Genomic DNA, 15,607 nt, shown 5'->3' on the forward strand with positions numbered 1-15,607 from the left:
ACCGTGATGCAGGCCCTATCACCCCGAAGTGCCCGCGAACTGCGAAAGGTTGTCAGCCGGTCAGACGCCGTCTGGGACCGTCCATCCCCGCTCTATCACGCGGACGGTAGATAAAGAACAAGCTGAGAGCCTGTCTCTGAACCCCAGATCCGCAGAAGTTCGCCGTCGACCCTGGCACACAGCCCCCGGAGCGACGCCACAGTCCGTCTTGAGCCCTGGCGTTCGGGCGTGACAACGTCTGAACTTGTCAGGGAACTGGCCGAGGGAAGTCTGCGTCTCCTGTTCATGCCAAAGTGCATGAGGCGCATGCCGGAGTAGGCCAGGTCGGTCCCGAACGGAGGAGTGGTGACGGGTGGGGCACAGCCGGGGACAGTGATTGGCGAGCGGTACAGGCTGATCCGTCGGCTAGGTGAGGGTGGATTCGGTCAAGTGTGGAAGGCCCACGACGCGGCTCTGGGTGTGGACGTGGCGATCAAGCAGGTCCGCCTCGACGACTCGCTGCCGGATGAGATACGCGCGGAATTGTTGGCCCGGGCGGGGAGAGAGGCCCGCAACGCCGCACGGCTGCGCGATCACCCTCATATTGTCACCGTGTACGACGTGGTCGAGGTGGACGACACCCCCTGGATAGTCATGCAGTTGGTGGACGGTCACTCGCTTGCGGAGGAGCTGGAGGAACACGGCCCGCTGACGGTCGATCGGGCAGCCGCCGTCGCCGGTGGGGTGCTGCGCGCGTTGGAAGCGGCCCATCGGGCAGGCGTGGTGCACCGGGACGTAAAGCCAGCCAATGTGATGCTTGCGAAGAGCCGAGAGGTTCTGCTCGCGGACTTCGGGATCGCCGTTGGACACACTGATCCGCGCTTGACGGCCACCGCGCTGGTCATCGGCTCGCCAGGCTACATAGCCCCCGAGCGCCTTCAGGGCGCGCAAAGCGACGATCGGGCGGACCTCTTCTCACTCGGCGTGACGCTGTACAAAGCGGTAGAGGGCGTACTGCCGTTCCCAACGGACAATCCCATCGCAGCTCTCACCGAACCGCTCCGCACCCCTGCCAACGCCGGCCGACTGACTACTCTGATCACTGGGCTTCTAGAGAAGGATCCCACCCGACGCCCCGCCGTCGCCGAGGCGTTGGCAATGCTCGAGGCTTCCCCCGAACCCCCGGAGCCCCCTTCCAAGAAGGTGACGAATAATCCGGTTCCGGACAAGCCCGTCACGATTACCAACAGCACGCGGGAGCTCGTGAAGGCGTACGAAAAAGTTCCCTGGGGGGTAACGGGGAGGACCGTCAACTTTGGCTGCGCCGGAATTTTCATCGGCGGAATCGCCATGGACTTCGTCCTGAACCACTACTACGCACCCTTCAATGGTCCGGCCTGGGTGGTGACGCCCTTCCTCGTATGGATCTCGGTTGGCCTCCTCATCGGCTGCTACGCCATAGCCGAGGATTGGCTGAAGGCGATGTACACCCAATCCGATGTGGTCACCATCAACCGCCACGGCATCAGCATCAGCCGCTGGACGCCCCAGCGCAGGAGCTTTACGGTCCGATGGGACACATTGGAAGGCATCGCCGTCGATAACGGCTGTGTCATCGCATGGTTCAACAAGACGTTCGAGCCGACGGCCGAGTGGCAGGCTGCGAACGGTGTCAAGCCCCATCAGGGCGGCGGTTTCGACATATATACGCGCGCCGATAGCCCAGCTGCGGTCGATCCCAAACGGCTGCGTGACGGGCTAAAGAAGTTTGCTGGGCCCCGGTATAGCAACCCGAAGCGTGTGCCGGACCTCTGAGGTGGAGCCCTGGGCCGGTGGTCGCGCTACGGGCGCCTGTCGGCGGGTGCGGTCGGGCAGGCGATCGCCGGGAACGCCGCCGTATGGCCGCCCGCGGTGAACGTGATCGCGGCGGGGCGCTGGGCCCAGAAGGGGCAGACGTCGATGAGGTGGTCGCCGTGCTCACCGTTGAGGACGCGCAGCCACACCTCCGTGCTGGTGATGCTGGCGCGGTACGCGGTCACGTCCCACGGCTCGGTGGTGAACCCGCAGGTGTCAGCGCGGGCGATCACGGTGTCCGGGGCGTCGGCCGTGGACAGGTGCAGGCTGGCGCCGTCGTACACGAGCCGGATGCCGTCCTGCTCCAGGTCTCGTCGCCGGGGGGCCTGACGCAGGAGGTCGTACAGATCCCGGATCTTCAGCTGCGCCATGGCCTCGTCCTCTCGCCGCCCGTGGCATCGTGCCGACGGAGGTCAGTAGATCGGTTGCCGGTTGCGCTCATGAGGGGCTCAGGCCGTAGCGCCAGTGGTTGGTGAAGCGCTCCAGCGTCAGCTCGGCGTCGAGTTCTGTGTTCCATACCGCTGCAAGCCACATCGGGACGGTGTCCAGGCGCTCGCAGACCACGAGGCTCTCGGGCTGATGGGTGAGGTAGCAGCGGCTCTCGTCGGCGAAGGCCCCCAACTGCCCTGCGTAGCCGTCCTGCTGCTCGGCGCTGACGCACTTCAGGACGACTGTGAGGATCTCTTCCGACAGGTCGCGGTCGAAGCCGGTGTAGCCGGTGAGGGATACGAAGATGCTCTTGGCCGCCTCCAGCACCTGGTGCACCTGCCCCTCCCCCACGCTGTCGACTGGCGTCGGCAAGGGGTGTGGAGTCCGCCTCGGCGCGGGCGACGGTGTCTTAAGGGCAGCGGCCGTTGCCCGGGCCTGCTGGACGGTGCGGTCGGCGATGTGGGCGAGCCTGTCGGCGATCGCCTCGACAGCGCGAAACCAGCCGTCGTGGACCTGGGCGCTGCTGCCGGAGGGGGCCTGCATGTCCAGCTCGATGACTTCGCCCTGAGCGCTTTCCACGGCGCCGGCCTGGACGGCCGCGATGAGGGTGTGCACCTCAGCCGGGCTCGCGCCTGCGGCGCCGAGAAGCTCGGTCACACGCTGCTCGGCCTTCGCGGCCGTCGCTGCGTACACGGCGATCAGCGGTAACTTCCGGCGTTCTGGGTGGTGGCTCATGATGTGGAGTCCCTTGCTGCGGAGGGCGGTTCGGCTGCTGGTGCGCGCTGCTACCGGACTTCGACGGAGTACGAGGCGCCGGTGAACTCCCAGCCGTCGGTGCCTTCGCCGATGTCCTCGACGATGACGTCGTCGATGAAGTGGTCCTCGAACTCGTCGTCGGTGAGTTCACCGGCGAGCCAGAGTTCCTCGATCGCGTCCCAGTTGCCCCGGCTGCCGTCGATCCGCAGGGGGTTGGCGTCCCGGGTGCCGCGCGTACGTACGTCGTCGCCGGTTTTGACGACGCCGCTGATCTCGTACTGGCCGTCCGTGATGTGGTCGGGGAGCGGGTCGGCGGGGACGATGGCGACGTTCTCGTACGCGGTGTGGATGACGTCCAGGTAGCTGCGGCGGACGTTGTACTCGGCGTCGGACAGCCAGTTGAGGAGGGTCTTGGTCGTGACGTTCAGGCCGGCGTCCGCGAGGGCCTGCTGTCCGCGGTGGGTCGCGGTGAGCTGGCTGAGCTGGGCGTGCCAGTGCTTGGCGTTGTACGACGACAGCCGGTGGCGGGGGGTGACCTGGGAGCGCAGGAGGTCGTTGAGGGCGGCGCCCAGGGAGTCGCCGCGCCCGGTGGGGCCAGCCATCAGTCGTCACCCTCGGGGATCATCTGTCCGGGCTGGACGAACTTGGCCTTCACTTCCCCGAAGCCGGTCCCGATCCGGTACGTGTCGGGCGCGGTGCCGTCCGGCGCCCAGAAGACGGCCGCGTCGACGTTGCGCAGCGCGAGGAGCTGGTGACCTTCCTGGACGGCCCTGAAGGCCACCGACCAGTGGCGGACCGACGCTTCCGCGACCATGCTCATGCGCCAGTCCGGCCGCCAGAACGGGGACCGCTGGGAGGGGCGCTTGGGCCACAGCAGCCGCAGCGCGATGGACAGCCGGGTCTTGTACATCTTGTAGGGGTCTCCGCCGACCTGGACGAGCTCGGTCCGTGCCTTGCGGGTGGCCTCATAGAAGGGCTTGAAGAGGGACTCGTTGTACTTCCCGGTCCAGGAGTCGTAGATGGTCGGCATGGCGCCGAGATGCTTCTCCCGGACGAGCTTCTCCAGCTGCTTGATGTGGGGGGTGGTGACCCACACCCGGCCGTCCTCGTCGGGACGGTCGATGATCCGCCCCAGGGGGTGCGGCATGTCGGTGCGGGTCCACTCCGGGATGTCGATGAGATAGATGCCGGCCTTCGTCTTGTCGTACGCGTCGAGGGGGCCGGTGTGCAGAAGCTTGTTCGGGGCGAGGGGGACGCCTGAACAGGCTGAGGGGAAGGAGCCGTTACGGTCGATCAGGCACAGCACGCCCTCGCCGAACGAGTCGGGCACGTCGAACTGATCGCGCCGGACACGCTTGCCGTTCTCCCGGATGTGGGGAACACGGGTGACGGTGACGTCGGGGCGGACCCAGCGAGGCTCGCCGTCCATGTGCTCGCTGATCAGCGGCCACGGGCCGCTGTCACGCTCCTCCTTGCGGATAACGAGGATCGGGTGCATCTTCGAGCGGCCGACCGCATCCTTGAGGATCTTCAGAGCAGGGAACACGTGCCCCTCGGGCTCGTCAGCCTCGTCGCCCGGCTTCAGCCAGTCCTCGTCCTCGTCCTCGTCCTCCGCTACGTCGTCGGGGGCCTGTCCGCTGTCCGCCGGGACGTGGACAGGGGCACTGGCCGCAGGGTCCTTACCGGCGCTTGCGGCGGTGTCGGCGGACACGGGCGTGCCGTAGGGCCGCAGCGCGGCGGCGAGACGGTGCCCCTCATGGGTGTCCGGCCACTGGGAGACCGTGGCGGCGGCCTGGAGCAGCGACGGCAGGATCTCCTTCAGGGCGGCTTGGTCGCCGCCTGGGACTGCGGTCCGCCATGCCGCGAGCTCGTGGGTGAGGGCGGCGGGGATCCCCTGGTGTCCGCCGGATGTGTAGGGGAGGGCGGCTTCGGCCAGTTCCAGCGCCTGCGGTCCACCGGCGGACGCCGAGAGCCCCGGGCCCGCCGGGCTGTCGGCGCGGCCGAGGGGGGCGGCGCCGGCGTCGAGGAAGCGGGCGTGGATCAGGTCGGGCTGCAGGTACGCCGAGCCGATCGTGCCGAAGTCGCGCTCCGCGACGGTCACCTGGACCTTGGCGGGGTCCTCGGTCGGCGTGAGCGTCAAGGTGACGTCGGCGTCCAACAGGCCCAGGAGTGCGGGATCGTCGCTGTCCACGATGGCGAGCACTGGTACGTGCAGCGTGCGCGCGAGCGTGGCCAGGACCTGCGAGGCGTCCGGGAGACGGTCTCCGGACAGCGGCAGGCGGGCGCTGTGGGCGGCCTGCAGGCGGTCCACGACTACGAGGGCCAGGCCCTCCATGTGCGGTGCGGTCTCCCTGATGTCCTCGGCGGTCAGGTCACTGCCGTCATCGATCATCAGGAGGTCGCCGGCCTGGACGAGCTGGTGGGCGACTTTCTGCTCATGCTCGGTAAGGCGGCCCTGCTTGAGTCGCGCATATTCGCCGCCGGTCTCGGCGGAGATGATCCGGCGGAAGATGTCGTCCCGGTTCGGTCCCGAGGCCGCGTACAGGACCATGTCGTGGTCGACAAGTGCCGTCTTGCGTGCGGCCGCCAGACCCAGCAGGCTTCCGCCGACGCTCGGGCGGGCTGCCACGAGCGTCAGCTTGCCCCGCTGCAGACCGCCTGTCGCAGCGTCCAGGCCGGGCAGTCCGAAGGCAGGGCCGCCGGCAGGGCCGTCGGTGAGTACGGAACCGATGGCGTCGCCGAGCGTGGCGAGCCTGCGGGGCGTGCTGCCGCGGTCCTGGTTGCCTTGGCTGTTCACCGCACCTCCTGCGGTCGCCGCGCCGGGGTGTGCGGCTGTGTCGGACGAGAGGGCATCAGAAGGGGGATCGGCGGGGAGCAGTACCGCGACCGGCGTGGTGTTCCGCAGGAGCACCTGCGGCTGGCCCTTGGCCGCCAGCGTGACGAGGTCACCGAGGTCCTTCTGCGCCACGCTGAGCACATAGGCGGGGAAGGCATCCGTCTTTCGAGCAGCCGGGAACCGGTCCAGCGGCGCCAGCAGAGCGCGCACCTTGTGCTTGGTGATCACCGTGGTGCGCCCGTGATCCTCGGCGAGCTTCACCAGCGAATACAAGGTGTTCCGCGCCGTGGTCGCGTTGACCGCGCCCTCTTCCTGTGGCGACTGACTCACTCACCCTCCTAGGGAACTCTACCGCCCCTCATCATAGCAGAATTCACCCACTTCGCTTGAAGAAGTCACAATGTTCTATGACTTTCTCACTCACCATTGGTGACTCTATGGTGCGTGGATTGACGGGTGGGATCCTCCAGCCGTCAGCGGACAGCAAGGAGGCCGGGACCCCGGCCCCGGCCTCCGCTCCGCACGATCCGTGGTTCACACCTGCCGGACCGGCGGGTCAGCTCCCTGTCGGCGACTCCTTGTACGCGACGCGGCCGATGGCGGAGTAGGCCGTGCTCAGCCTGCCGTGGAGCGCACCCGCGAGGTCCTTCGCCGCGTCGGAGGACTCCGTGAAGCGCTGCAGGATGTCGTCGAGCGGTTCGCCCCGGTAGTCGCTCATCAGCTGGTCCTTGTCCTGCAGTTGCTGCACGGAGGCCTCGATCAACTCGATGGCGGTCCGCAACTCGCCGGCGCAGCGGGTGAGATAGCTGTGGACGCGGTGCGCCTCCCCCGGGTACTCAATACCGCGGTACTGAAGGGTACGGACGAGTTCGACGAGGGAGCGCGCCGCGCCCTCCGCATGCTGCTCGATGGATTCGGTCATTGATCCGGTTCTCCTAGGAGGGTGCTGGTCACGTGGTCGGGATGCGGGCGCCATGCCCAGTGCGGCTGGTCGGGCAGGAGGGTGGCGTCCAGGAACCGGACGATGGCGGGCCGGACGCTGGCCGCCTGATCGGTCTTCAACAGCGAGGCCGGAAGGGTCGGCCACCGTGCCGGGGACGGATGGTTCGGGATTCCCGCCCGGGACGGCGATAGCGGCCCGCGACGCGTCCTTCGTGCCGCTGTTATTGCCGTACAGGAGCCCGGTGGGCTTGGTGCCGTAGAACGTCCACATGCCCAGCGCCTCCTCCAGGAGCGCCGCCCGGTCTTCTGGGAGCAGCAGCTCGACGCAGCGGAGCATGATGTGTTCTTTGCCCGGCGCCGACGCCCGGACGACCAGGAGGAAGAACTGGGAGACGTCGGAGGTGAGGCCTCCTCCGTCCGGCTCGTGGGCCTCATGCAGGCTGTAGGCGGTTCCGGCCGTCACCGCGAGCACGATCGGGTCCTCGTCGAGGAGCTTCGCGGCCAGAGAGGCCTGGCACGGTGCGCACTGCTCGATGCGCGCGCCGATCAGTGCGGACGCGGTCCGCAGGTCCGGGGCCGCGTCGACTCCCCATCGGCCGGGGTCGTCCGGCTGGAGATCCTTGTCGGTCGGGCCGCTGGTGTGCTGGTGGAGTGTCCCGGCTTGGGCGGCGGTGTACGCGGCCCCCCGGCTCCGGCTTGTCTTCCGCGCCCGGCTCTTACGGCCGTGGCCCTTGGTCATGTCTCATCTTCCCGCGCCCGGCCCCATGATCCGATGCGCGCGTCGAAGAGCAGCATGCGGAAGGCTTCAACAGCTGGACAGCCGTCAAGAGTTGGTGTTCACCATCGCACTGATGCGCACAGTCCGGGCCCCTTGTACGGGACCCGCGGGCACCTCTGCCGTCATGCGACCCGGTCATGGGCCAGGCCGCTGGCTTGGGCCGATGCGACGGCCACTGCCACCTTACCGCCCTACGCTCGGACGCGGGACCCGATGACCGAAGTCGCCAAGGACTCTGTTCTTTAGCTGTTGTCCGTGGTCAGGGCCGTGGCCACGAGAGCCGACCCGGCAGGCGGTCCGGGGACGGGGTCGCCTGGTGTGGGCGCGGTCGGCGTGAATGTGGCGCCCCGGCCGCGTATCGGGACTCCCGTGAGTTCCTCGGCCTGCGGCACATCCTCCGGCCTCTCAAGCGCCGGCGGATCATCTTCAGCGACCCCACCACCCGGATCTTCTGCGGCATGCCGATCGCAACCGTCCCGCTGCCGGTCCAGGTCACCGCACTCCGAGATCTCCTTCAGGCCCAGGCGGCGCCGAAGGCCGCGATGTCAGCGCTGGTCATCTTCCATGCACTCACCTCCAAGGAATTACGAACCGTCATGACCACCGACCTGGGCGACGGCAGGCTGTTCCTTCCCACCCGCACGGTCCTGCTCGCCGCCCCGGTCCGCGACCGGATCGCGGCCTACCTGGACTACCGCAACAGCCGGTGGCCCCGCACCGCCAACCCCCACCTATTCCTCTCGCAGACCACCGCCTGCGGCGTGGAAACCGTCAGCAACGTCTGGATCAACAACATCCTCGGCATACCCGCCCGCCGACTCCGCGAGGATCGCCTACTCCACGAGGCCGAGGCCACCGCCGGCGATCCCCGCCGTATCTGCGACCTGTTCGGCCTCTCCGTTGGCGCAGCCCTCCGCTACAACTCCACCGTCGATCAGCCCGGCAACCTCCGCAACGCTGGCCCATCCCCGAGACCCCGCACGGACGGCTTCGACTGACACCGCCCCATTCGGCTCAACAAGACGCCCGTAGCAATCCCAATTGGGTGCCTCCGGAGTGCGGTGCTCGTGTGGCGTCCGCAGCGTGGGTTGTGACTTCTCCCCCAATCGTCTGATCCCGCCTGCGGCTGTGCCGTGCAGCGTGGGTCCAGGAAGGAAGACATGCCCATACGCAAGAGCTCGTCGGTCCGCGCAGTGGCAGCAGCCGCCATATGCGTCACCAGCCTCACCGCGCTCGGCGCAGGCCCGGCCTCAGCAGCGAGGGCCGACGGCCCCGCCCCCAGCGCCAGCCCGCAGCCGGAACGCACGAACGGCCAGTCCACAACACCGACACGGCAGCAGCCCGCCAAGCACACAGTTGTCCCCGGCGACACCCTGTGGGACATCGCCCAACAGACCCTCGGCAACCCCCTGCGGTGGGAAGAGATCTACACGCTCAACCAGCAGACCATCGAGGATGAGGCTCGCCGACACGGCTACGCCTCCAGCGACCGGGGCCACTGGATCTTCCCCGGAACCGTGCTGACGGTTCCCCCGAAGGAAGGCAGCGGGGTGGGGTCGCCCGCCGCTCGGGCCGCACTGGCGAAGCTCCAGAAAAGGATCATGGACTACGTCGCGAAGGGCACTACGCACACGTTCGCCAACTTCCTGGACGCCAGCACCGGGAGGATCGTCCTCGACACCGATGCCCCGGCGAACGTCCTGTCCCGACTCACCGATTTCTCCGGCGAGCCAGCGGGCGAAGCCCAGGTGATCCGCAACATGCAGGTGAACCGGGGAGTGACCACCAAATTCCTACAGTCCCGTCTAAGGGATGAGCCGCCATTCAAGGGTGGTGGCGGAATCCGCGTCGGCCTGGGCGGTTGCTCTGCGGGCTACGCCGTAAAGAAAGACGGAAAGGAGTTCATGGTCACCGCCGGTCACTGCTTCGAGGACGGCGACACAGTCCGCACCCAGCGCCTCGGGGGCCCCATATACGGCAAGGTCTCCGACCGGCTCTTCGGCGGATTCACCTTCCGGGACACCGAGCTCATCGGCGGGAAAGACTACGACGGGCAGATTTTCACCGGGCCCGTAGACAGCACCACCCACGCTCGGGTTGTTGGGGCCGAAGCTGTCACTTTGGACGGAGACTACTGCTTCAGCGGCGCCGCCAGCGGCGAAGTCTGTGGTGAGACGGTCCTGGACACCGGCAGCGGCTTTGGCGCCGGCCTCACGACCCTGGCATGCCCGGTGGACGTGGATTGGACCAAAACACCCCCGGAGGTCAAGCAGGCGAGTTGCGTCACAAACGTGATCGTCTTCGAGGGCCCAGCGCCGGACCACGGGGACTCTGGCGCCCCGTTCTACACCACGGATGGCGACGGCAACGCGATCATCCGTGGTCACATCAGCGGGTTCAATCGCATCCATTACATCGCCGAGTCGTGGACCACGGTGCAGCGTGAACTCGGTGTCGACATCCTCATCGGCGAGGTCGAGCACGGCGAGGTCGAGCACGGCCCGACCGCCTGAGTGTCGCGTCGCTTCGAAGCCCGTGCGTCGGTCCTCCGCACCGACGACGGCGGTACTTCCCTCCAGTTGGGCGGGTCCGGTAAACCCGGGCCCGCCAAAGTACAGTTATGGGCGTGCTACCCGTCGGTTCGGCTTCGAGCACCCCTCGGAAAACTCGAACCCACGGCCTTTAGACATCCGGATCAACACCTTTCGCGCGGACTCGCAGTCCCCGAGGGCACGGTGACGGCCGCCGAGCCGCAGCCATCGGAAGGAGCCGACCCAGTCCTTGTACGCCTCCATCAGGCAGAACCAGGAGTCCTCGGGTTCCAGGTGCATCGGCTTCTTCCCCGCCCGCCGGACGTCGCCGAGGACGACTCCCCTGTCGAAGCCGACGTTGTAGGCACAGATGGCCCTTCCCTTGGTGACTTGGCGCAGCCGCGGGAGGACCTTCTCGAAGGGCCGGGCGTCGGCCACCATCTCGTCGGTGATGCCGTGGACCCAACGGGCACCGTCGCTGATCGGCTCGGTCGGCCTGACCAGGGTGTCCAGCAACTTCTTGCCGGTAGCTGCGTCGATCACGGCGACCTCGACGATCTGCCCGGGCAGGTCGGTCGTCTCGGTGTCGATGATGACCGCGGCGTCCGGCTGAAGGAGTTCGCGCGCAATGCGGGTCACCTCGCCCCACGCCGGGCACAGGGTGATCTCGCTGGCGTACGGGGCGGCCACCGGGTCGGCGAGCAGCTCCTGCCGGACCTCATCCTCGGTCGGCCCGCCGTCGACGCGCTCCCAGTCCAGTTCCCAGTCCCCGGAGTACGGGGAGGACCAGGCCCACACCGTCGTATGGTGCCGGTCGGCCAACCCCTGCGCGAAGCCCTTCACCACGGCGGCCCGGGTGGGGGCGAGGGCCGCGTACTCGCGCAGCGGCGAGACTGCGCCCTTGGGCAGGCCCCGAGCGGCTTCCCAGTCCACGCCCGGCATGTCCCGCACGGCGCGCACGTCGCCGAGGCGGTACAGCGCGACGGTGACGGTGCGGTGCCGGCCGACCTCGCGCTCGTAGGTGTCCGCGGGCGTGATCCACCCGGCCGCCTCCACGTACTTCCAGTCGGCTGGGTGCCGGATCTCCAGCACGTCGGCGGCGGCCTGCGCGGTGATGTACTGCTCCCCGTCCGCCTCGGCGGCCAGCGTCTCCAGCTCGGTGATCAGGTAGCGGCCGCCCTTGCCCTGGGTGATGCGCCCCTCCTCGCCCATCCGCACGATGTCCCGCCAGTGCCAGCCGATCCGCGCGGCCGCCGCATCCCTCGGGACGCTCGCCGCCTCCCACGCGATCCGCTCGGCGACCACGCCGCGCACCAGGTGCTCGTCGAGGGCGAGCGCGGCGGCCGTCGCGTACATCGGCCTGCGCTTGAAGTAGTCGACGACCACTAGGTGCTCCTGGACGACGAGTTCGTCGATGTCGTCCATCGTCACCTCGACATCCAGCCGTTCGGACAGCAGGCCCGCGATCCGCCAGCCACCCAGCTCCTCCGGCAGCGCTGGCGACTCTTCGGCAGTCGTCTCGGTGGTCTGCGTGGTGACCTCGGTCATCAGCGCTCCCTCGTCGGTGCCGGGGCAGGGGTGGTGGTCAGCAATTGGCGCCGCTCGGGGGGCCAGATCAGGCTGAGGTACTGCATGGCGTGGGTCGCGTAGCTGATGTCGACGTTCGCGTCGGTCACCTTGTACGGCGTCTGTCCGGGGACGTCGATGCGGACGGTGGCTCTGGGCCAGGGGATGCCGTCGCGGCCCTCGGCGTCGATGTATCCGCCGAACTCCTCGTACCGGTCGCCGGGATTGGGCACGCGCAGGTCCGGGAGGTACACGGTGAGCGTCTGGCCGCCCGCAAAAACCAGGGTGGCGGGCTCGGCCGGGGTGGTCCGGGGTACCTTGTCGAGGGCGCGCAGCCACTGCTCGGCGGCCGCGCGGGAGAAGGTGGGACTTTCCTCGGTGCCGCCGACCGGCTTCGGGAAGTCGTCGTGCTTCCGGCGCCAGTTGGCGACGCAGGCGCGGCCGACTCCGGCCATCCGCCCGATCGTGGACAGGGTTACTTCCGTGTCGTTCATGGAGGCCCCCGTCACAGGAACGAGACGCGGGCGACGACGGCCAGGAGTTCGCCCGCGTCTCCCGCGGCCTGCAGCGCTCCTGGGTCCTCAGGCCTCGTGACCGGCCCGGCGACGAGCACGTGCTGGACGTGGTCGAACAGGTCCCACGCCGCTGCTGGCAGGCTGACGGACTGGGCGGCCCGCCACAGCTCGATGTCGTCCTCGCCGTCCGAGCCGACGTGCACCAGTCCCGACAGGGAACGGTTGGCGATGTTCGCGCGCAGCCGCCAGCTCGGATCCATGCCCGGCATCCCGTGCAGACCCCAGTGCTCCCAATCGGTTCGTCGCTTGAGGTCCTCGATCCCGGCTTCCTCGGTCTCCGGGTAGAGCACCAGCATCGGCATCGACCGCCCGTCAGGCGTGGTCGTCTGCATCAGCGTCACGCCGTAGTTCGGGGCCAGGTGGTAGGGGTCGACGTCATCGCCCAAGTCAAGGTCGTCCAGGGTGAAGACCTTGATCCCGGCCTCGCGGAGGGCGTCCATCGAGTCGGCGGGCCGCTGACGCGGGGGCGCTTCCATGGACCCGGCGAGCCCGACCCCGGCCCGCGCCGCCCCGGAGCTGGCCCAGACATCGAGCGCCTCGCCCAACAGGTCCGCGGCGGCGTCCTCACTCAGCTCGCCGACAGACCGCAGGATTGCTCCGGCTGCGCTGGTCTGGAACGCGCCGTGCGCCTGCTCGATCCACGCCCGGGCGGCCGAACCGGCGGCGGGAGTCTCCCAGACGGAGTCGTGCGGCGGAGTCAGGAAGACGGCGCCGGCGAGTCCGGCGAGGGTGGCCCGGTCGGCGACGACCGCCGGGATCAGCCTGCTCTGGCAGGGCGCGCATCCGGCCCAGACCGCGCCGACCATCCTGGTTGCCAGGTCGTGGTCGGTCTCCCAGCCCGGCACGTACGGCAGCATCCCCTCCATCAGCCCGGTGTCCGGCTCGGTGTGGAGGTGCCCGGCCCCGTCCAACCCGCCGGCCTTGAGCACGTCGGCGATCCGCTCGGGCGTCGCCCCTGCCAGCGCCCAATGGTCGAGCGCGTCCTGGAGGAGTTCGCCAGCGTGCGCTGCCTCCATCGTCTCGACGACCGCCGCTGCTTCGGTGACATCGCCTGAGACGGCGGCCGCGCGGGCGATCGGCACCCACGACCTGGTCGTGGCCGACACCAACGACGAGTGCGCGGCCCCCTCGTTGAGCGGCAGTCCGTACGGGACGCCGGCGAGCGCGGCCAGCAGCAGACGGTGCCTGCTCACGACCTTGTTGGCGAGGGTCTCCTGGCACGGGCCGCACTTCGCCCGGGACGCGCCGACCAGCCGCGCCGCGACCTCCAGCTCCACTGTCCCGAGCTCGTACCGGGTTTCTTTAAGGATCGACACGTCGGACGGCGGATGCCGGTGCACCGTGCCCGTCGACACGGAGGCCCTGGAGGCCCCCGTGCGCTCGGCGGCCCGCTTATTCCGCTGCTTCTTCCGCTGGTGCTTGACCATGGCAGTCAGCCTTTTCCTCGCGTGCGCGGACCCATGACCCGATGCACGCGCGACTGAGACGACTGCGGTGATCGGCAACAGCACGCCACAACGGCGACGTGAACTTCGCACTGATGCGCACGGACCCGAGGTCCCGCGTACCTTCGCCTCAACCGCCAACAGTCATGGGCCGAGGCGGGCTTGGGCCGGTGCGCGGCCCGTGTTAAGACCATAGCGGTCCCCACTGACAACCAGTGCACGAACGCCTGTCGATGGTCCCTCGCCATGCAGCACCAGGCCCGGGTCGGACGCCCATCTGCGTCGCCGGCGCACTCATACCAGCACCTGGGGATGGCAGAGCCTGGATTCCCGTAACCCGTCGCACGTCAGGGTGACAGTTCGGCAAGAACCCTGTTGCGAGAGAACCGCTTGCAGATACTGGCGTCCATGGCGATGAGTCTGGGCCTGGAGCCGAAGGTGCTAAAGGCAGCCCTGGAGGGCGTGATGCCCTGGCTGACGCCAACAGATCTTGCGTCGGAGGCGTTGGAGAAGCTGGACCGACCGCTGCTGGCCTGGATGCAGGATCCCAAGGTCCACATGTTCGACTCGGCGGCGCACTACGCCGAGTACGCAGACGAGCCAGGTGGCCTGTCCCGGCTGGAGCGGGAGATCGCGAAGCTGTCACCCCGCCCGGAATGGGAGATGGAACGGGTGTGGTCTCCGGACGAGGAAACCGACGAAGCCTATGACGCCGCCTACGAGGAGGCGTGTGTGACGATCGGTGGCCACCGGCTGCATCCGCGCGATCTCGACGCTTACACGTCTATCGCCTACGAACTCGCCGACCTGGCTGACCAGGACGAGGAGTTCGACCCGAATGACGTGGAGAGCAAAGACGATCTCGTCCGTGGTGACCTGGACGCCGGGTTGGGCTGGGCTGCCGCCGGGGTCTGCGTTCTGCAGCAGTCGCTCCCCTACCCCTTCCGCGACGTCCTGCCGTATGGCTGCCTCGACAACCGGCCCGCTCACCGCCTGGTGTACGCCTATGCGAGCCTGCTGCAGTTGAAGCATCCACGCAAGGCCGCCGTCTGGTTCACTGCGATGGTCTACTTCAGCCCGATGGACAACATGGGCGCCCGCTTCCTCGCCCCGGGAGGGCCGTCAAGCGGAATCTGACTCCCCCAGCGGTAACGGCCGGGAGCCATCGAGCCGCGACCACAAGTGCGGACACGTGACTTCTAGCCGCCGTTGGCCCGGTCGCCCTCGCCCGCCTGGCGGACAGGCCCGGCCAGCGCTTCGGTTTCCTGCAAGAGACGGTCCGTGGGAGTGAAGTCCCCCAGTTCGATCGCGAGTGCGGCGCGCACGAACGCGGCGATGGTGATGCCCTCGGTGATCACCTCGAAGATGCGCAGCGCGTTGTCCTCGTACTCCGGGTGGTGTCGACAACCTGCCTGCACGCAGTGGGCTTTGACGGCCAGGGCGAGCCGCGTGTAGGCGGCGTTCTTCTCGTCTGTGAGCTGGGCAGGACGGCCCCAGTGATCCAGGGTGACCAGGATGTGGGCGCGCTTTTCGATCGGGCGGGTGATCGGGCGGATGATCTGGAGCCGTCCGCCGCCGGGGGTGATGTAGAGAGCGCGCGTGGGCTCCACCGGAATCGGGGCGTACGGATGGATCCGCGGCAGACCGCTCTCCCCCGCTAGCAGCGCAGGTAGTCCGTCGTACTCGGTGTCGGGGCCTGCAGCGTCGTGGTACTCGGTCGTCATGCGGTCCTCTCTATCAGTCGGGGGGAGCGAGCTCAGGTCCGCAGTCATGCGCGGGTGCCGGGTGCGTTCCGCGGTAGTGCGGCGGTCATCGCCACAAGCGTCCCCGCCTCGGCCCGGTCGTACTTGAAAGTCTTGGCATCGCCTCAGCGTCCCCTGCATGAACCGCCGGCCTCAGCCGACTGTGGAATCCCG

At 68.4% G+C, this 15,607-nt stretch carries 13 protein-coding genes; 4 read left to right on the top strand and 9 right to left on the bottom strand.

Annotation, left to right across the window (positions count from 1 at the left end):
- Positions 1-372 precede the first annotated feature (372 nt).
- Positions 373-1,794 carry a serine/threonine-protein kinase gene (locus tag RNB18_RS34495; protein ID WP_311718019.1) on the top strand — a complete coding sequence of 474 codons (1,422 nt, stop codon included), beginning with the start codon at positions 373-375 and terminating at the stop codon, positions 1,792-1,794.
- 26 nt (positions 1,795-1,820) lie between these two features.
- Here RNB18_RS34495 and RNB18_RS34500 read toward each other — a convergent pair whose 3' ends face one another.
- From RNB18_RS34500 to RNB18_RS34520, 5 genes are all read right to left on the bottom strand, one after another.
- Positions 1,821-2,204: a hypothetical protein gene (locus tag RNB18_RS34500; protein ID WP_311718020.1), complete on the bottom strand. Its 384-nt coding sequence runs from the start codon at positions 2,202-2,204 to the stop codon at positions 1,821-1,823.
- A 67-nt stretch (positions 2,205-2,271) separates the two neighbouring features.
- Positions 2,272-2,997 (bottom strand): hypothetical protein, encoded by a 726-nt coding sequence (locus RNB18_RS34505; RefSeq protein ID WP_311718021.1) that lies wholly within the window; start codon positions 2,995-2,997, stop codon positions 2,272-2,274.
- Between the two features lie 50 nt (positions 2,998-3,047).
- Complete coding sequence (locus tag RNB18_RS34510; protein ID WP_311718022.1) at positions 3,048-3,620, bottom strand: hypothetical protein; 573 nt, start codon at positions 3,618-3,620, stop codon at positions 3,048-3,050.
- Entirely contained in the window at positions 3,620-6,184 is a 2,565-nt protein-coding gene (locus RNB18_RS34515; RefSeq protein ID WP_311718023.1) for a DnaB-like helicase C-terminal domain-containing protein, read from the bottom strand. The genes RNB18_RS34510 and RNB18_RS34515 overlap by 1 nt, the downstream gene beginning before the upstream one ends.
- Before the next feature lie 226 nt (positions 6,185-6,410).
- Positions 6,411-7,535 carry a hypothetical protein gene (locus tag RNB18_RS34520; protein ID WP_311718024.1) on the bottom strand — a complete coding sequence of 375 codons (1,125 nt, stop codon included), beginning with the start codon at positions 7,533-7,535 and terminating at the stop codon, positions 6,411-6,413.
- 497 nt (positions 7,536-8,032) lie between these two features.
- Between RNB18_RS34520 and RNB18_RS34525 the strand changes: the two genes are divergently transcribed.
- Both RNB18_RS34525 and RNB18_RS34530 read left to right on the top strand, forming a co-directional pair.
- Entirely contained in the window at positions 8,033-8,572 is a 540-nt protein-coding gene (locus RNB18_RS34525; RefSeq protein ID WP_311718025.1) for a hypothetical protein, read from the top strand.
- A 162-nt stretch (positions 8,573-8,734) separates the two neighbouring features.
- The gene (locus RNB18_RS34530) at positions 8,735-10,087 is read left to right on the top strand and encodes a LysM peptidoglycan-binding domain-containing protein (RefSeq protein WP_311718026.1); all 1,353 of its coding nucleotides are present in this window, start codon (positions 8,735-8,737) and stop codon (positions 10,085-10,087) included.
- A 105-nt stretch (positions 10,088-10,192) separates the two neighbouring features.
- Here the strand turns inward: RNB18_RS34530 and RNB18_RS34535 are convergent, their stop codons facing one another.
- Genes RNB18_RS34535 through RNB18_RS34545 form a run of 3 tightly spaced genes read right to left on the bottom strand, consistent with a single transcriptional unit; the run spans position 10,193 to position 13,673 of the window.
- Positions 10,193-11,653: a 3'-5' exonuclease gene (locus RNB18_RS34535; RefSeq protein ID WP_311718027.1), complete on the bottom strand. Its 1,461-nt coding sequence runs from the start codon at positions 11,651-11,653 to the stop codon at positions 10,193-10,195.
- Positions 11,653-12,165: a hypothetical protein gene (locus RNB18_RS34540; protein WP_311718256.1), complete on the bottom strand. Its 513-nt coding sequence runs from the start codon at positions 12,163-12,165 to the stop codon at positions 11,653-11,655. Before RNB18_RS34540 ends, RNB18_RS34535 begins: the two co-directional genes overlap by 1 nt.
- Positions 12,166-12,176: 11 nt before the next feature.
- Entirely contained in the window at positions 12,177-13,673 is a 1,497-nt protein-coding gene (locus RNB18_RS34545) for a hypothetical protein (RefSeq protein ID WP_311718028.1), read from the bottom strand.
- Between the two features lie 426 nt (positions 13,674-14,099).
- Between RNB18_RS34545 and RNB18_RS34550 the strand changes: the two genes are divergently transcribed.
- Positions 14,100-14,828 (top strand): hypothetical protein, encoded by a 729-nt coding sequence (locus RNB18_RS34550; RefSeq protein ID WP_311718029.1) that lies wholly within the window; start codon positions 14,100-14,102, stop codon positions 14,826-14,828.
- Positions 14,829-14,890: 62 nt separating this feature from the next.
- Here the strand turns inward: RNB18_RS34550 and RNB18_RS34555 are convergent, their stop codons facing one another.
- Positions 14,891-15,415 (bottom strand): DUF6420 family protein, encoded by a 525-nt coding sequence (locus RNB18_RS34555; protein WP_311718030.1) that lies wholly within the window; start codon positions 15,413-15,415, stop codon positions 14,891-14,893.
- Positions 15,416-15,607 lie beyond the last annotated feature (192 nt).

It is taken from the genome of Streptomyces doebereineriae (assembly GCF_031845645.1).
Lineage (GTDB): Bacteria > Actinomycetota > Actinomycetes > Streptomycetales > Streptomycetaceae > Streptomyces > Streptomyces canus.